The 16,261-nt window shown below is 57.8% G+C and carries 18 protein-coding genes; 10 read left to right on the forward strand and 8 right to left on the reverse strand.

All coding sequences use genetic code 11. The features are described 5' to 3' along the window. Positions 1-86 precede the first annotated feature (86 nt). The gene (locus ACF8YQ_RS14490) at positions 87-800 is read left to right on the forward strand and encodes a Crp/Fnr family transcriptional regulator (RefSeq protein WP_114434496.1); all 714 of its coding nucleotides are present in this window, start codon (positions 87-89) and stop codon (positions 798-800) included. A 54-nt stretch (positions 801-854) separates the two neighbouring features. Here the strand turns inward: ACF8YQ_RS14490 and wrbA are convergent, their stop codons facing one another. After that, positions 855-1,454 carry an NAD(P)H:quinone oxidoreductase gene (gene wrbA / locus ACF8YQ_RS14495; RefSeq protein ID WP_396621815.1) on the reverse strand — a complete coding sequence of 200 codons (600 nt, stop codon included), beginning with the start codon at positions 1,452-1,454 and terminating at the stop codon, positions 855-857. A 207-nt stretch (positions 1,455-1,661) separates the two neighbouring features. On the opposite strand from wrbA, the gene ACF8YQ_RS14500 reads away from it, so the two are divergent. Next, entirely contained in the window at positions 1,662-2,327 is a 666-nt protein-coding gene (locus ACF8YQ_RS14500; protein ID WP_396621816.1) for a hemolysin III family protein, read from the forward strand. On the opposite strand, the gene ACF8YQ_RS14505 is transcribed toward ACF8YQ_RS14500, so the two are convergent. Then, entirely contained in the window at positions 2,324-2,887 is a 564-nt protein-coding gene (locus tag ACF8YQ_RS14505; protein WP_396621817.1) for a YIP1 family protein, read from the reverse strand. The two genes, ACF8YQ_RS14500 and ACF8YQ_RS14505, sit on opposite strands and share 4 nt — an antisense overlap. A 114-nt stretch (positions 2,888-3,001) precedes the next feature. On the opposite strand from ACF8YQ_RS14505, the gene ACF8YQ_RS14510 reads away from it, so the two are divergent. Further along, positions 3,002-4,153, forward strand: coding sequence for an NnrS family protein (locus ACF8YQ_RS14510; protein ID WP_226609524.1), 1,152 nt, complete (start codon positions 3,002-3,004; stop codon positions 4,151-4,153). 256 nt (positions 4,154-4,409) lie between these two features. Continuing rightward, complete coding sequence (locus tag ACF8YQ_RS14515) at positions 4,410-6,002, forward strand: antiporter (protein ID WP_224851455.1); 1,593 nt, start codon at positions 4,410-4,412, stop codon at positions 6,000-6,002. Positions 6,003-6,084: 82 nt separating this feature from the next. On the opposite strand, the gene ACF8YQ_RS14520 is transcribed toward ACF8YQ_RS14515, so the two are convergent. The 3 genes from ACF8YQ_RS14520 to ACF8YQ_RS14530 all read right to left on the reverse strand — a co-directional run bounded on the left by ACF8YQ_RS14520 (position 6,085) and on the right by ACF8YQ_RS14530 (position 8,526). Continuing rightward, a complete protein-coding gene (locus tag ACF8YQ_RS14520) occupies positions 6,085-6,342 on the reverse strand; it encodes an ankyrin repeat domain-containing protein (protein ID WP_224851489.1) in 258 nt (85 codons plus the stop codon). A gap of 170 nt (positions 6,343-6,512) precedes the next feature. After that, a complete protein-coding gene (locus tag ACF8YQ_RS14525) occupies positions 6,513-8,018 on the reverse strand; it encodes an MFS transporter (protein WP_396621818.1) in 1,506 nt (501 codons plus the stop codon). 46 nt (positions 8,019-8,064) lie between these two features. After that, positions 8,065-8,526, reverse strand: a complete 462-nt coding sequence (locus tag ACF8YQ_RS14530) for a universal stress protein (RefSeq protein ID WP_226596713.1) — start codon at positions 8,524-8,526, stop codon at positions 8,065-8,067. Positions 8,527-8,797: 271 nt separating this feature from the next. Between ACF8YQ_RS14530 and ACF8YQ_RS14535 the strand changes: the two genes are divergently transcribed. The 3 genes from ACF8YQ_RS14535 (at position 8,798) to ACF8YQ_RS14545 (ending at position 11,602) form a co-directional block, all read left to right on the forward strand. Beyond that, positions 8,798-10,156: a nitrate/nitrite transporter gene (locus tag ACF8YQ_RS14535; protein WP_396621819.1), complete on the forward strand. Its 1,359-nt coding sequence runs from the start codon at positions 8,798-8,800 to the stop codon at positions 10,154-10,156. 88 nt (positions 10,157-10,244) lie between these two features. Then, positions 10,245-10,703 carry an EVE domain-containing protein gene (locus ACF8YQ_RS14540; protein ID WP_396621820.1) on the forward strand — a complete coding sequence of 153 codons (459 nt, stop codon included), beginning with the start codon at positions 10,245-10,247 and terminating at the stop codon, positions 10,701-10,703. Positions 10,704-10,780: 77 nt separating this feature from the next. Continuing rightward, on the forward strand, positions 10,781-11,602 hold the full coding sequence (locus tag ACF8YQ_RS14545) for an ion transporter (RefSeq protein WP_219193606.1): 822 nt from the start codon (positions 10,781-10,783) through the stop codon (positions 11,600-11,602). 1 nt (position 11,603) lies between these two features. Here ACF8YQ_RS14545 and ACF8YQ_RS14550 read toward each other — a convergent pair whose 3' ends face one another. Continuing rightward, positions 11,604-11,975, reverse strand: a complete 372-nt coding sequence (locus ACF8YQ_RS14550) for a SirB2 family protein (protein WP_153741699.1) — start codon at positions 11,973-11,975, stop codon at positions 11,604-11,606. A gap of 123 nt (positions 11,976-12,098) precedes the next feature. Here ACF8YQ_RS14550 and ACF8YQ_RS14555 point away from each other — a divergent pair, with 123 nt between their 5' ends. Next, the gene (locus ACF8YQ_RS14555) at positions 12,099-13,283 is read left to right on the forward strand and encodes an NnrS family protein (protein ID WP_396621821.1); all 1,185 of its coding nucleotides are present in this window, start codon (positions 12,099-12,101) and stop codon (positions 13,281-13,283) included. Between the two features lie 71 nt (positions 13,284-13,354). Here ACF8YQ_RS14555 and ACF8YQ_RS14560 read toward each other — a convergent pair whose 3' ends face one another. Then, a complete protein-coding gene (locus ACF8YQ_RS14560) occupies positions 13,355-13,870 on the reverse strand; it encodes an SRPBCC family protein (protein ID WP_396621822.1) in 516 nt (171 codons plus the stop codon). A 202-nt stretch (positions 13,871-14,072) separates the two neighbouring features. Between ACF8YQ_RS14560 and fabA the strand changes: the two genes are divergently transcribed. Together fabA and fabB are read left to right on the forward strand one after the other, a co-directional pair. Further along, positions 14,073-14,582, forward strand: coding sequence for a bifunctional 3-hydroxydecanoyl-ACP dehydratase/trans-2-decenoyl-ACP isomerase (gene fabA / locus ACF8YQ_RS14565; protein WP_011786589.1), 510 nt, complete (start codon positions 14,073-14,075; stop codon positions 14,580-14,582). An 11-nt stretch (positions 14,583-14,593) separates the two neighbouring features. After that, positions 14,594-15,805, forward strand: coding sequence for a beta-ketoacyl-ACP synthase I (fabB, locus tag ACF8YQ_RS14570; protein WP_396621823.1), 1,212 nt, complete (start codon positions 14,594-14,596; stop codon positions 15,803-15,805). Here the strand turns inward: fabB and ACF8YQ_RS14575 are convergent, their stop codons facing one another. After that, the gene (locus tag ACF8YQ_RS14575) at positions 15,806-16,162 is read right to left on the reverse strand and encodes a helix-turn-helix domain-containing protein (RefSeq protein ID WP_396621824.1); all 357 of its coding nucleotides are present in this window, start codon (positions 16,160-16,162) and stop codon (positions 15,806-15,808) included. Positions 16,163-16,261 lie beyond the last annotated feature (99 nt).

A 16,261-nucleotide genomic window follows, 5' to 3' on the forward strand; every position in this document is an offset into this window, starting at 1 on the left:
AACATAGGCTTAATGGTTTAAGTCATTTCGAATGTAGCTTTCATGGTAGGATAATTGACCTAAGCTAATGCAGCCGGGGTCAAGATATGAACAGCAGTTTCAGGCCACCCGTGGCCTCAGCACCATGCCTGCTGGGTAGCGACAGTGATGATCTGATTCACTACAGTGTCGCACCTGCCGAAGTGGCACTCCTGAATGGCCTGAGCCACGCCTTCGGAATCTGCCTGAACGAAAACCAGGACAATCCGGAGGCCCGGTTTCTCAGTCATCTCGCCAGCCTGTTTCAGCAACAACGGGTCGACCCGGAAACCCCGCTGGAAAAACACGACCGTCCCTGGGGCAATGTCTATCTGGTTCAGTACGGCATCCTCCGATTGTTCCGGGAATCCCCGGCCGGCAAAGTCGCCGTCCATCATTTCTTTTCAGAGGGTGACCTGATCTGGCCGGTCTTTGGTCGCAGCCGCACGGTTCGCAATACCTTATGCCTGACCAGTGTTCTGCCTGCCACCCTGTGGGTAGCTGATTTTTCGGCGTTCCGTTCGGCCATCCAAAGTTACGGCGATGGCCAGTGGCACAAGTTTGCCCTGGTGCTGACCGAGGAAATCGCAGAACTGACCAGCATGCGGGAATACCGTAAACACACCATGTCAGCCCGGGAACGCTACCAGCTGCTACTGGAGGAATATCCGGAGCTGGTCAAGCGGGTGCCGGACAACCAGCTCGCCTCCTGGCTGGGCGTGGTGCCAGCTACCTTCTCCCGTCTCAAGACCGCCTTTGCCAACCAGAGCAAGAACCCATAAAAAAGCGGCGGAACTTCGTCCGCCGCCAATACCTGAGTTAGGGTCCTTCTGCGATTAACCGTGCAGCTTGATCGCCAGTTTCGCCACATGCTTGCCCTGGAAACGGGCAATGGCCAGTTCTTTCTCACTGGGCTGGCGGCTGCCATCTCCGCCGGCAATGGTCGAAGCGCCATAAGGCGTACCACCATTCACTTCTGAAATATCGAAGAACTCCGGTATGCCATAACCCAGCGGCACCAACACCATGCCGTGGTGTGCCAGGGTGGTCCAGAACGAGGTAATGGTCTGTTCCTGGCCACCACCAGTGCCGGTAGAAGTGAAGACACTGCCGACCTTGCCATGCAGTTTGCCCTCAGCCCAAAGGCCGCCGGTCTGGTCCAGGAATGTACGCATCTGGCCCGCCATGTTGCCGAAGCGGGTCGGGGTACCAAAGATAATAGCATCGTAGTCCGCCAGTTCCTTCGGGTCCGCCACCGGGGCGCCCTGATCTGCCTTGCCACCGGCATTCAGAAAGGCTTCATCGGCCATGGTCTCCGGAACACGCTTGACAACAACATCGGCTCCGTCAACACCGCGAGCGCCCTCTGCCACGGTATTGGCCATGGTCTCAATGTGACCGTACATGGAGTAATAAAGAACAAGAACTTTCGCCATCGCAACAATCTCCTGTGTGTGCGTTCAATGATTCAAAGCCTAACTGCTCTGACGGCAAGACAAAAACGGAAGATTTCCGGCAGGTCTTTCAGTTTTTCTGAACGAAGTCACAGAATGTTCATGCGTCATAATTTGCGTACACCTGTACGCTGAAATACCCTATACTTTCGTTGAACCGCAATTTCCCATAAGGCACGTACCCATACCATGACTCACAGCCACAGTCAGCCAGATTCCGTTCATCACAGGATAGAAGAGTGGATTAACAGCGCCACCCACGGTATTGGAGCCCTGCTGAGTGTGGTAGGGACGGTCGCCCTGATCGCAGGCGCCAGCCAGCTGGGGGATGTCTGGAAGATTATCAGTTTCAGCGTGTTCGGTGCCTCACTGATTCTGTTGTACATAGCGTCCGCGCTTTATCACGGCGCCCGCCATCCTCGCCTGAAAACGGCCTTCAAGACCCTGGATCACTGCGCCATTTTCCTGCTGATTGCCGGTACCTACACACCTTTTCTGCTGGTCAACATGCGTGGCACCACCGGCTGGACCCTGTTTGCCGTTATCTGGTCCCTGGCGCTGACCGGCGTGGTACTGAAGGTGATCTTCAAAAACCGTTTCAAGCTGGCACGGGTAGGTATCTACATTGCCATGGGCTGGCTGATCACCTTCGCGTCATCCGACCTGGTGGCCAACCTCAGTGAAACGGCCCTGCAACTGACCATCGCCGGCGGCATTGTCTACACCGCCGGCGTTGCGTTTTACCTGGCCGACCGCATTCCTTACATGCACGCGATCTGGCACCTGTTCGTGATTGGCGGCAGCGCCTGTCACTTCAGCGCCATTTATTTTGGTGTATTGCCGCACAGCGTCTAGAACGCCCAGACCATCGCCATCAGGATACCCCAGGCCAACAGCGAGGCGGCCATCACCGTGTAGGTGGCCGACATGGCCACCACATCGTTATCTGTGCGCTGGCACAAGGAACGAACCCCCTGGTAGATAAGCGCACAGGACAGAAACATACCTGCAAACACAGCGATGACGCTCACCGCCAGCACCGGAACCAGCAGCGCCAGGGACGACAGCCACAGCGGCAGTGGTGCAATGGCGGCCAGCAGGTAAGCATCCGGGTACTCAATCTGTAGCTGATGACCATCAAGTACCGCCTTGATCAGCCACCCCATTACGAAGAAGGTCAACAGCTCTGCCAGAAACAGAATGGTGGTTATAAAACGCCATTCCTTATCCGCAAACCCGTTAATGAAACTGTCACCGTAGTGAGTTCCGGCGTAATACAACAACACCGGTGGCAGAAAAGACATGGGCACCACAATCACCCAGGCCAGAAACGGGATGGAGAGGTTCATTCCCTTGAGTTCGCGCCAGACACCATTCGCGGAGAACGGCAGGCTCAGGAGTTGTGTCATTGTCATGGTATCCACCTGTATCATGCTTTCTTAATCTCACTTTTAGTGGAGCACCACAACGGCTTCAAGGTCGCCAGATGACCTTGAGCAAGTCTCCCCCCACCTGCCGGAGAGCGAACGATGACCACCAGGCCCCTGAAGCCCATCCATACGTTCTGGTTGTTCTTTCCGGCGGCATCGCTCTGGGCCGCAGCGGTGGTTCCGCTATCGATATATGCGGTGCTATCCGGCTCCGGCTGGCCACCCGGGCTGATTGGCGCCGGCCATGGCCATGAGCTGATTTTTGGTTTCGCCCTGGCACTGATCGCCGGTTACACACTTGGGCCTCAACCCTGGCGTGTACTGGTTCCGCTCTTTGGGCTCTGGTTAGCGGCCCGGTTCGTCTGGCTGCTCGCACCAGACACTCTGGTCGCCCAGTTACTCAGCCCGGCTTTTGCATTGCTACTGGCATGGCACGTGGTGCCACGGTTTCAGGCCGCCAAGAAATGGCGCAACAAAATTGCCGGACCGCTGATTCTCGTGCTCTGCCTGATGGCTTTGATCTACTTTCTGACACAAGCTGGCCTGCCTTTGCCAGACACCCGCCGCCTGCTCCAAACCACCATCCTGGGCCTGCTATTACTGATGACTTTTATGGGCGGAAGGATTATTGCCCCGGCCGTGGCCGGCACGCTGGAAAAGCGGGGCATCCCCCTGGAAGCCAGGGTACAACCGCACATAGAAGGAGCACTGCTGGTCGTCCTGCCGATCGCCATGACGTTGATGCTGTTCAGTGCCACCGAACAGCTGGCCGGACTTCTTCTTGTCTCAGCCAGTGCGCTGGTGGTTATCCGGATCGCCCGATGGAAACTCTGGCACTGTAGCAACCGGCCCGACCTGCTAGTGCTGGCCCTTGGCTATCTGTGGCTGGCCATCGGTGCGGCGTTCGCAGGCGCACGTCTGCTAACCGGGCATCCGGTTCTGCCCGCATTACACCTCATTGTTGTCGGAGCGCTGGGGACGCTGTCGGGTAGCGTGATGCTTCGACTGGCCTGGCAGCGGGCACGCCGGACATTTCCGCCGGCATGGCAGGTTATCGCCATCGCGATTCTGGTCGCAGCCGCCTCCATCAGCCGCTACCTGGCGGGGGCCACGCCTTACTCACAACCCCTGCTACTGTGGTTCTCCGCCGGCTGCTGGACCCTGACCTTCGGAGGCATCGCCGGTCAGGTACTGGGCCTCTATCCAGGTGCTCAAAAGCCCCACACGGCCCGCAATACCCCCCGGAAATGATTGGCTACCTCCACTGCGCCAACTCGAAAGGCAACTACTACCTACGGCATACCACCGCCATAACCAACTGTTTCTTAAGGATTTAAAAGCCCGAAAAAACTGCCACCAAACCACGCTGATTGCGAGATCATATTACCGAGAACCTTCCTTGATATTTATCAGAATTGAAACACCTGCCTCGTTTGCAAAATGAGCCCAACGCCGTGACAGCCACTGATTCGGGTGGCTCCGGGTCGAGGAAACGAGGAGCTTAACCATGGCAAAAACCAACGCTGACATTGAACACTGGGATGTGGAAAGTGAGGAATTCTGGGAGCGGGAGGGCAAGAAAGTCGCCTCCCGCAACCTGTGGATTTCCATCCCCAGCCTGCTGATGGGATTCGCCATCTGGCTGATGTGGGGAATGATCACTACCCAGATGAAAAACCTGGGTTTTTCTTTCACCGTTGAACAGCTGTTCACGCTGACTGCCATTGCCGGCCTTTCTGGCGCCACCCTGCGAATTCCGGCATCGTTCATGATCAAGATTGCCGGCGGCCGCAACACCGTTTTTCTGACCACGGCCTTGCTGATGATCCCGGCGTTCGGCACCGGTGTCGCCCTGATGAATCCAGACACACCGTTCATCGTGTTCCAGGCACTGGCGTTGCTGTCCGGTATTGGTGGCGGTAACTTTGCCTGCTCCATGAGCAACATCAGTGCATTCTATCCGAAGAGCAAACAGGGTTACGGTCTGGGCATGAACGCCGGCCTGGGTAACTTCGGCGTGACCACCATGCAAATTCTGATTCCACTGGTAATGACCGTCGGCGTGTTCGGCGCTCTTGCCGGTGATCCCATGCAACTGCAAAGCCCCAGCGGCACCCTGATCGGCCGTATTGAGGCCGGCACCGACACCTGGATCCAGAACGCCGGCTTCATCTGGCTGGTCTTTCTGATTCCGCTGGCCTTCGCGGGCTGGTTCGGCATGAACAACCTCAAGGTGGTGACTCCCAATCCCGGCAACCCAATGTCGGCCTTCGGCAAGATTCTTGGTCTCTATGGCGTTGGCCTGCTGACCTCTATTGCCGGCGTCTGGGCCCTGTCAGTCATGAACATGTGGCTGGCCCTGCCCATCACCATCGTGCTGACTGTGGTGCTGCTCAGACTGATCCCCGGTGACATCAAACCCAACATCAAGAACCAGTTTGCCATTTTCAGCAACAAGCACACCTGGTCCATGACCGTGCTTTACATTCTGACTTTCGGCTCTTTCATCGGCTTTTCTGCCGCCCTGCCCCTGTCCATCAGCGTCATCTTCGGCAACATGATGGAAGTAGGCGCCGACGGTACCATGACTCGTGTGGTCAATCCGGAGGCGCCCAGCGCACTGACCTGGGCCTGGATGGGGCCGTTCGTCGGCGCCCTGATTCGTCCGGTCGGCGGCTGGATTTCCGACAAGATGGGCGGCTCCATCGTCACCCAGATCATTTCAGTAGTGATGGTCGTCGCCTCGGTCGCTACCGGCTACGTGATGATGCTCGCCTACAACTCAACTGATCCGAACAGCTACTTTGCCCTGTTCCTGATCCTGTTCATTGTGATGTTCGCCGCCAGCGGTATTGGCAATGGCTCCACCTTCCGCAGCATTGGTTTCATCTTCAACCAGCAGCAGAAGGGCCCGGTACTGGGCTGGACCTCGGCCGTCGCCGCTTACGGCGCCTTCATCGCCCCTCGTGTGATGGGCCAGGAGATCCAGGCCGGCACGCCAGAAGTGGCCATGTACGGGTTCGCAGTGTTCTATGCGGTGTGTCTGGTAGTTAACTGGTGGTTCTACCTGCGCAAGAACGCCTACATCAAGAATCCGTAACAGCAAGAATCCAAGCGTTAGACCTCTGCTCGCCGGCCCCACAAGGGCCGGCTTTTTTATGGCGGCAGGGAACTGCCAACGATCAGCGCTTCTGCACAGCTGCGGGCTCACAGCCCAGGGCATTGATTACCTGCTGCATGGGCTCCCCCTCCCCGGCACTTGCGACCAGCGCCAGATCTCTGGCGCTCTTTCCCGATTTATTAACCAGCTCCGGGTCTGCCCCGGCAGAGAGCAGCAATCGAACCAGTTCCGGATTGCGGTTGCGCACCGCCATCATCAGCGCGGTCTGTCCGTTCTCGTATTCCTGGATGTCGGGATCGGCACCTCTGGTCAGTAGCAGGCGTAAAGCCTACGGCTCGTTGGCGCTTGCCGCCCCCAGCAGCCCGGACCAGCGTTCCCAGAACCCCATGGCCTCTCTCCTGTTGCGACCACTTTCCTCCGAGCATACAAAAACCCGCCGGGATTGCTCCGCGGCGGGTTGTCACAGCTCCCGTTGTAAAGGGAGCGTTTTTACCGTGCTGTCTGGCCCGCCAACCGTTGGCGCTCCTCTTCTTCGATCTGCAGATCGACAGAAGACACGTGGTATTCCTCAGAGAAGCCGCTCTCGGGTTCCTTCAGCCACATAATGCACAGTATCCAGCTAACAAAGGCTCCAGCGGCGATGATGAAGAAGAACTGGGTCGGGGTGACAAAGGTGAAGATGGTCAGGTAGACCACCGCACCTACGTTGCCATAGGCACCAGCCATACCAGATATCTGGCCGGTCAGGCGACGCTTGATAGAGGGGATGATGCCAAAGGTGGCACCTTCTGCGCCCTGTACGAAGAAGGACGTGAACACAGTGATCGCCACTGCCACAATCAGCGGCCAGTTGGAATCCAGCAGCCCCATCAGGCCGAAGCCTACCGCAATGCCGAACATGTAGCTGAGCATCACGAAACGGCGGTTCCCCATGCGATCAGATACCAGGCCCCCCATCGGACGTGCCATCAGGTTCACGAAGGCGAAAGAGGCCGCGATCAGGCCAGCGGCCGTCGCGCTCAGGCTCCAGGTCTCTTCGAAGAACATTGGCAGCATGGAGACCACCGCCAGCTCGGCGCCAAAATTGGCGAAGTAGGTGCTGTTCAGGGCGGCGACACTGTTGAACGGGTATTTGTCGTCTTCCGGCACCCCTTTTTTCAGGATGGGTACGTTTACCCGCAGGATCTGGATAATCTGATAGCAGACAATGGCGAAAATCACCGCGTAACAGATAGCAGCCCCAGTGGTGGTCAGGTACCCCATGTTCTGGATACGCCACACCAAGATTGCCAGCACGCCCACCAGCGGAATGGTCCACAGAATCAGCTTGACCATATCGCCCCAGGTGCTGACTTCCAGCGCCACTGCCTTGCGGGGTTTGCGATGCACGGTACCGGCAGGGCCGTCGGTAATCGCAAACCAGTAGTAAACACCATAGGCCGCCATCACGATGGCGCTTTGGGCAATGGCCCAGCGCCAACCGTCTTCACCGCCATACATGGTAATGGCAATGGTCGGCAGTGACATGGCTGCCGCAGCAGAACCAAAGTTACCCCAGCCGGCATAGAAGCCCTCTGCAAACCCGATGTCTTTGGGTTTGAACCACATAGCGGTCATATGAATGCCCACCACAAAGCTCGCACCAATGGAGCTCAGAACCAGGCGGCTGACCAGCAACTGAGCCATGGTGTCACCAAAGGCAAACACCAGTGCCGGAATTGACATCACCACCATCAGCACCGAAAACACCCGGCGAGGGCCGAAGCGGTCGAGCGCCATACCCACGATAATGCGGGCAGGAATCGTTAGCGCCACGTTACAGATGGCAAACAAGCGCAGGTCGTCCTTGGTCAACCAGTCCACGCTTTTGAGCATGCTGGACGCCAGTGGCGCCATGTTGAACCAGACATAGAATGTGATAAAGAAGGCAATCCAGGTCAGGTGCAGCGCCCTGATCTCCGGATTGCGGACGCGGAATACGTCAGCGACTTTCATTTCAGCCTCCCGGGGCTAAGACAATGGAAACAGGTAATCCCGGCCATCAACGGCTGGGCAGAATCAGAAGTGGGCACTGGATCCGGCGCGCCAGGAAGGAGCTGACGCTGCCGAAGGTCATGTAATCCAGTTCGTCCACGAAATAGGTCAATGATCGGGCAATGAAGCCGCCGTCAGGCTCATGACTGTGACGAGCGATGACCAGCATGTCTGGCCGTACCTTCTTCTCTGCGGCAAACAGCAGGCTCTTTCGGGCGTCACCCTCCAGCATCAGGGTCTCAGCGCTTACCTGCTCGCTTTCGCACAGTTCCAGAGCTTCTTTCAGATGCTGCTTCAGCTCGCCCACTTCTTCCTGAAACAGGTCTTCATTACCAGAGGTGATGTCACGGGGATTTTCTGCCACCGCAACCAGCGTGATTTTTGGCTCCAGCCGCCGAAACATGGTAATGGTCTGGGCCAGCGCCAGTTTCGCGTTTCGGGAACCGTCGTAGGCAATCATGATATTCATGGGGTTCTCCCGGTATCACACCCCCAAGACGGAGGCATTCGAGTTGATATCAGTCAGCATTACTCCATAGCACCCAACTGCCATAATTGACCTTGATCAAGCGTGAACTCGCGTACCCCACCAGAGAAAGCCCCGGAATATCACCTTTCCCGGGATAGTGGCCATTGACCTACCCCCTTTGCCCCCAGCAGGAGGTACCTCCAATGCGCCGGCCCGGAAATCCGGCTTTTTGGTATGGTTTCAGAAGAGAGTTATCTGGCCAGGAGAGACCATGACGAGCACGCCCGCAAAAGCTCAGCAATATCGGGCGCTGGGCCTTTCAACCTTCGCCTTCACCCTGTGTTTTGCCGTCTGGACCATCTTTTCCATCATCGGCATTCGCATCAGTGAAGAGCTGGCGCTGTCCGACACCCAGTTGGGATTGCTGATGGCCACGCCGATTCTTACCGGCTCCATCAGCCGTTTATTCCTGGGCATCTGGACCGACCGTTATGGCGGGCGCTGGGTGTTCGGTATTCTGATGCTGACCACGTCGGCCTGCGTGTATCTGCTGACCTTTGCCACCACCTACGCCATGATGCTGGTCGGGGCCCTCGGGGTGGGCCTGGCGGGCGGCGCCTTCATTGTCGGGGTGGCCTATACCGCGGCCTGGTTTGAACCGGAAAAACAGGGTACGGCACTGGGCATTTTCGGCGCCGGCAATGTCGGTTCTGCTGTGACCAACTTCGGTGCTCCATTTCTGCTGGTGGCTTTCGGCTGGGAGAAAACCGCGCAGATATACGCCACGGTGCTGGCCATCATGGGCATTGCCTTCCTGCTACTGGCGAAAACCGACCCGCTGGCCGAACAACGCCGCAGCGCCGAACAGAAATCGTTTGCCGAACAGATGGCACCGCTCCGGGAGCTTCGAGTGTGGCGCTTTGCCCTGTACTATTTTTTTGTGTTCGGCGCCTTTGTTGCCCTGGCGCTCTGGCTACCCCATTACCTGATCGGCGTTTATGGCCTGGACATCAAAACCGCCGGCATGATCGCCGCGCTCTATACCATCCCGGCATCCCTGTTCCGCGTCCTCGGGGGCTGGCTGTCGGACCGCTACGGCGCCCGACGTGTGATGTACTGGACATTCATTGCCTCGGTAGTCTGTACCTTCCTGCTCAGTTATCCGCCCACCCGCTATGTGGTGCATGGCATCGAGGGAGATATCCATTTCACGCTGGCCATGAGCCTGCCCATGTTCGTGGTGCTCACCTTTATCCTCGGTTTTTTCATGTCACTGGGTAAAGCGGCGGTCTACAAACACATTCCGGTGTATTACCCGATGCATGTCGGTGCCGTGGGTGGTGTGGTGGGCATGATCGGCGGTATCGGCGGTTTCATCCTGCCACTCACCTTTGGTGTGCTGAACGACATAACCGGCATCTGGCAAAGCTGCTTCATGCTGATGTTCGCCATTGTGGCAGCAGCCCTGGCCTGGATGCACTACGCCATCCGCAAAGCGGAACGGGTGGAATGGGCGGCCCAGACCGAGCAGACCGATCTGCCGGAGCTGGCCTCCCCGCAGCTGTTCTATCCCATGAACCGTCATCCGGCAGCGGGTGCCCCCAGGCAGGGGTCCAACCAACACGGATAACCGCCCCGGACACCGTTTCGTGCTTTATGCCCCGCCTTCGGGGCTTTTTTGTATACTGGCCCGACAATGATCGAGTGGAGCTCCTCTGGTGACAAAATGGCTGGTTAAAACCGAACCCTCTGAATGCGGTATTGATGATTTTGCCCGTCAGCCTGAGGGCGTTATTCCCTGGGACGGTGTGCGCAATTACCAGGCCCGCAACTTTCTGGCGCAGATGCAGGAGGGAGATCTGGTCTTTATCTATCACTCCAGCTGCAAGCGCATCGGCATTGCCGGTATTGTTCGCGTAGTGAAGGCGGCCTACCCGGACCCAAGCCAGTTCAACCCGGAGTCTCCCTACTACGACGCCAAAAGCACGGCGGAAAAACCTCGTTGGCAGGCGGTCGACCTGCAGTTTGAACGGAAACTGCCGGCGTTGATCCCCCTGGACTCACTCAAAGCCATGCCAGAACTCAGTGAGCTGCCTCTGGTACGCAAAGGCAGCCGGCTCTCGGTCATGCCGGTCAGTGATGCCGAGTGGCAGCAAATCCTCCGCCAGGTCGATTAAACTCACACCACAGACCTACCACCGCCGGCTCCGGAGCTTTAGAATTGCCGCGTTTCAATTCTCCCGGAGCCGTCGAGATGTCCATGGACATGAATCCCGCCAGCAGCTTTGCCCAGCTCAAGCGCATTGAATCGAGCAAGGTGTTTCAGACTGTTGTTATCGCCATCATTATTCTGTCTGCCCTGACCATCGGCGCCAAAACCTATGATCTGCCACCTCTGGTGGAACAGAGCCTGTCGGTGATGGACAACGCCATCACTCTGTTCTTTCTGGTGGAAATCCTGTTCCGGTTCGCCGCCTGCCCCCTCAAACGGCGCTTTCTCATGGACGGCTGGAACCTGTTCGACACCATTGTGGTGATCGGCAGCCTGATCCCTCTGGACAATTCCGAGGCAGTGCTACTGGGCCGGTTACTGCGGGTCTTCCGGGTGCTTCGACTGGTATCAGTGGTGCCCGAGCTGCGCTTTCTGATCAACTCGTTACTCAAAGCCATTCCGCGCATGGGCTACATTGCCCTGCTGATGTTTATTATCTTCTACATCTACGCTGCCATGGGCTCCATGTTCTTCGCCAGTGTGGATGAAGTGCTCTGGGGCGATGTCGCCATCGCCATGCTCACGCTGTTCCGGGTTGCCACCTTTGAGGACTGGACCGACGTGATGTATGCCACCATGGAAGACTATCCCATGAGCTGGTTGTACTACCTGACCTTTATCTTCCTGACGGCCTTTGTGTTCCTGAATATGATGATCGGGGCGATACTGGAGGTGATGAGCGAGGAGCAGAACGCCAAACAGGCCCAGAAGGCCCACGACGAGCGGGATGAGATTGCTCGTCAGCTCCAGGCTGTACAGGAACAGCTGCAGGAACTGACGAAGCAGGTCAGCGAGAAACGCTGATTCAGAACGGCTTGGCCATGGCCAGATGGAGAATAGCCGTCACCTGCACCAGGGCAAGTACCGCCGCCACAATGCGTGCGGGCTTGCCGACAGTGGTTTTCAGCGCAAACACCCCGGCAATGATGTAACCGAACAACAACACGATCTTGGCAATCAGCCAACCGGGCATGGCAGAGGCATAACCGGCCACAAATACCAGCGCAATCGCCGCGACCAGCAAGATGGTGTCGTTAATGTGGGGAATGAACCGCAGCGGCGTCTGGCGCCAGCCTGGTCGCCCGACCGCATCGAGCAGTAGCCGCAGGGCAAACAACGTGATGGTGAGGTAGGCGGTGGTCATGTGCAGGTGCTTCAGGATCATGTACGAGGTCATGGAAGTTCCTTTGTTAACAAACGATTTGCGGCCATTGTACGCAAACTACCCCCAAGCAGGTATGGTTAATACTGGCATGAAGGTTTAACATATACCCAGAATACATGTATATGGGAGACATCTATGCAGGCCATACCGACTTCCCCTGAACGGGCGTCTGCCAGCCTCAGCCAACTCTTTTCCTATCCTTTCCGGATTTTTTTCCTGTCCATGACGGTACTGGCCATTGTTGCCGTCCCGCTTTGGGTTCTGGAAGTCACCGGCATGGTTCAGCTGCCACTGGCTCTGCCCGCCCTGTTCTGGCATCAGCACGAAATGCTGTTCGGCTTTCTCTCTGCTGCCATCGCAGGCTTTCTGCTCACCGCTGTCTGCGTCTGGACCCAGACCAACCGAACCCATGGTGCACTGCTTGCAGGACTCTGGGGCGTGTGGTTGGCCGGTCGCCTGTTACTGGCCTTTGGCGGCAACCTGCCGGACTGGCTGGTACAGGGCGTGAATCTGACGTTCCTGCCCCTGGTGATGATTGATGCCGGCTGGCGCGTGTGGAAGGCCCGCCAGAAACGACAGCTGATGATCCTGGTGGTGCTCGGGTTACTCTGGCTGATGCAGATCGGCTTTGTCACCCGGCTGGACATGGCATTCAGCTATGGTGCGCTGATCATGGCCATGGCACTGATCAGCATCATCGGAGGCCGGATTACCCCGGCATTTTCGGCTGGATGGCTGCGCCAGCGTAGCGCCAATGCGGAGGCGGTCAAGATGATTCCGGCACTGGACATGGCGGCACTGTTTTCCATGATCCTGCTGATGGCATCTCTGGTTACCGGCTGGCAAACCGCCACCGCCGTGATTGCGGTGGTTGCTGCAGCCTTGATGCTCGTGCGCCTGTATAACTGGAAAGGCTGGCTGGTGCGCAAAGATCCCCTGCTCTGGATTCTGCACCTGTCCATTCTCTGGGTGCCGGTTGCACTGATTCTGCTGGCGGGTTCTCTGGTAGCGGGGTGGCCAACCAATGCCTGGAGCCATGCCGCCGGCACCGGCGCCATCGGCTGCCTGATTCTCGGTGTGATTGCTCGCGTGTCACTGGGCCACACCGGCCGCCCGCTGGTGTTACCAAAGGGCATGGTCCTGGCGTTCGTGGCCATCCAGCTCGCTGCGGTTATTCGGGTATTGACCGCCTTCAATCTGATTCCCTGGCACCCCGGCATTGGCACCAGCACCCTGCTGTGGATACTGGCCTATGGCCTGTTCCTGGTGCGTTACACCGGCATTCTGGCCAGCCCCCGGCCAGACGGGCGCGAAGGCTGATCCGGTTGCAGATACAAAAGGCCGGCTCGGGGCGTAACCGAGCCGGCCTTTCTGTTTTCAGCGACAGGACTTTAAGCCGCCAGCTTCTCTTTTAGCAGCTTTTCAAAATGGGAGCGCGCCGCACGGAACCGGGCTGCCGGAAAGTGAATGCTGATACCTTCCAGTGCCGCCATCAGCATTTCCAGATGGGCATCCCAGCCGGCGCAGGCAATGGGCACCACCTCATCGTCCGGTAACGACAGCGTCAGGCAAAGCCGGGTACAGACTCCTTCCCGCAGCAATTCCCAGGTCAGCGGCCGCTCGGGGGCATCGCCGGAACTCCAGGAGTAGGACAACAGCCGGTGAGGCCGGCAGGCGGTAATGGTACAGTCGATTGGCATGCCACTGTTGCCAAAATCCAGCTGAACCCGGCCACCTTCACGAGCCTCCAGAGACCCTGCCGCCAGCCAGCTGGCCAGATGCACCGAATCGGTCAGCATATTCCAGACAGCCTCCGGAGGATGTTCCAGCAACCGTTCCAGGTGCACCAATACCCGACCCGCCTCGAACCGGATTCGCCCATCGATGAACTCCTCATCCGCAGACATAGTCCCTCCCTAATATGGCGAACTTCACAGATTCGACGAAAGTATCAAACCGGACAAAAAATAGCCTTGATGACCATCAACCGGCTCTGGCTGCAGGTTCCAGGGAACTTATCGGCGGTAATCATCCACTAAAGGTCAATAGCCGTTCACAGAACAGGCGCTAAAGTAGAAGAAATCATTTTGCAACAGAGACACAGGCAACATGTATCCTGATCACTTTGACAAAGAAGACCTGATCCGCTGCGGCCACGGCCAGCTGTTCCCCGGCGCCATGCGTCTGCCCATCGACGAAATGCTGATGGTCGACCGCATCACTCATATCGGAGCCGATGACGGCGAATACGGCAAAGGCAGCCTGGTGGCCGAACTGGACATCAACCCGGATCTCTGGTTTTTCAAAGTGCATTTTGAGGGCGACCCGGTGATGCCTGGATGCCTGGGCCTGGACGCCATGTGGCAGCTGGTCGGCTTTTTCCTGGCCTGGAGTGGCGGCGAAGGCAAGGGTCGCGCCCTGGGCGCTGGTGAGGTGAAGTTTTTCGGACAGGTTTTGCCGGAAAACAAAAAGGTCACCTACTATCTGGATATCAAGCGGTTGATTCGCCGCAAACTGACCATGGCCATTGCGGATGCCCGCATGGAAGTGGACGGGCGGGAAATCTACACCGCCAAAGACCTTCGGGTCGGCCTGTTCACATCGACTGATGACTTTTAGGAGTTAGCACAATGCGTCGCGTTGTAGTTACCGGCATGGGGATTGTCTCCAGCCTTGGAACCAACCAGAAAGAAGTGGCCCAGTCGCTTCGCGAATCCCGCTCCGGCATTGCCTTCAGCGAAGAAGCCCGGGATAACGGCCTGCGCAGCCACGTCGCCGGCAAGATCGACCTGAACCTGTCAGAACTGATCGACCGCAAGATCTGGCGCTTTATGAGTCCGGCCGCCGGCTACTGCTACCTGGCCGCCAAAGAGGCCATTGAGCAGGCTGGCCTGACCGACGAGCAACTGCGCGCCAACACCACCGGCGCCGTGTTCGGTACCGGCGGTGCTTCTACCGTCGAACTGCTGGACGCCATCGACACTCACCGCGACAAAGGCCTTCGCCGGGTGGGCCCGTACCGGGTACCCCGCACCATGGGTAGCGCCATCAACGCATCCATCACCACCGCCTTTGGTATCACCGGTATCAACTACGGCATCACCTCTGCCTGCGCCACCAGCGCCCACTGCATCGGCCACGCCGCCGATCAGATCGCTCTGGGCCGCCAGGACGTGATGCTGGCCGGTGGCGGCGAAGACATCCACTGGACCCTGAGCCTGATGTTCGATGCCATGGGCGCATTGTCCACCAAATACAACGACACGCCGGAACAGGCCTCGCGCACCTATGACGCCGACCGTGACGGTTTCGTGATTTCCGGTGGCGGCGGTACGCTGATACTGGAATCCCTGGAACACGCAGAAGCCCGCGGTGCCACCATTCTGGCGGAACTGGTCGGCTTTGGCGCCACCTCCGACGGCGCTGACATGGTTGCACCCAGCGGTGAAGGCGCCATTCGATGCATGAAGCAGGCCATGGCCAACATCGACGGCGAGATCAACTACATCAACACCCACGGCACCAGCACGCCGGCAGGTGATGTAACCGAACTGAAAGCGCTCAAGGAAACCTTTGACGACAAGATCCCGCCACTGAGCTCCACCAAACCTCTGTGTGGCCACGCACTGGGTGCCGCAGGCGTACATGAGGCCATTTACAGCCTGATCATGCAGCGGGAGAGCTTTATTGCCCCGTCCGCCAACATCCAGACCCTGGACGAAGGCGCCGAAGGCTACCCGATCGTGCGTGAACGCATGGACGACCAGAATCTGAACCTGGTAATGAGCAACAGCTTCGGCTTTGGCGGCACCAACGCCACCCTGATCTTCAAGAAAGTCTGATCAGGACAAGCGAAGCGAGCGGTATTCAGCCGGCGGCGTTCCCATCCAGCGCTTGAACGCCCGGCTGAAGGCGCTCAATTCCGAAAATCCGAGCTGCTCGGCAATTTCCACCAGCGGCTTGGATTTATCTTTCATATAGGTGATCGCCTGCTCCCGGCGAACCTGCTCCAGCAGAGCCGCAAACGTCAGCCCCTCCTGGCGCAACTTCTTGTGCAACGTATACCGGCTCATATTCAACTGCTCGGCCACCGTCTCAACACCTACTTTCCCTCGCTCCAACTGAATCCGGATCAGCTTGCTGACCCTCATACTCAGCGAACGCTTTGAATTTTCAGGCCTTAATGGCTCTGATGCCATGCTGGTTCCTCCTGCCTATCATCCTGGCCCAAACTGCCAACTCCATCAGCGTACATATGTTAGCTGAAATCAATCAATACGACCTTTGAGCAAGATCAA

Source organism: Marinobacter sp. W-8, assembly GCF_044342215.1.
Lineage (GTDB): Bacteria > Pseudomonadota > Gammaproteobacteria > Pseudomonadales > Oleiphilaceae > Marinobacter > Marinobacter nauticus.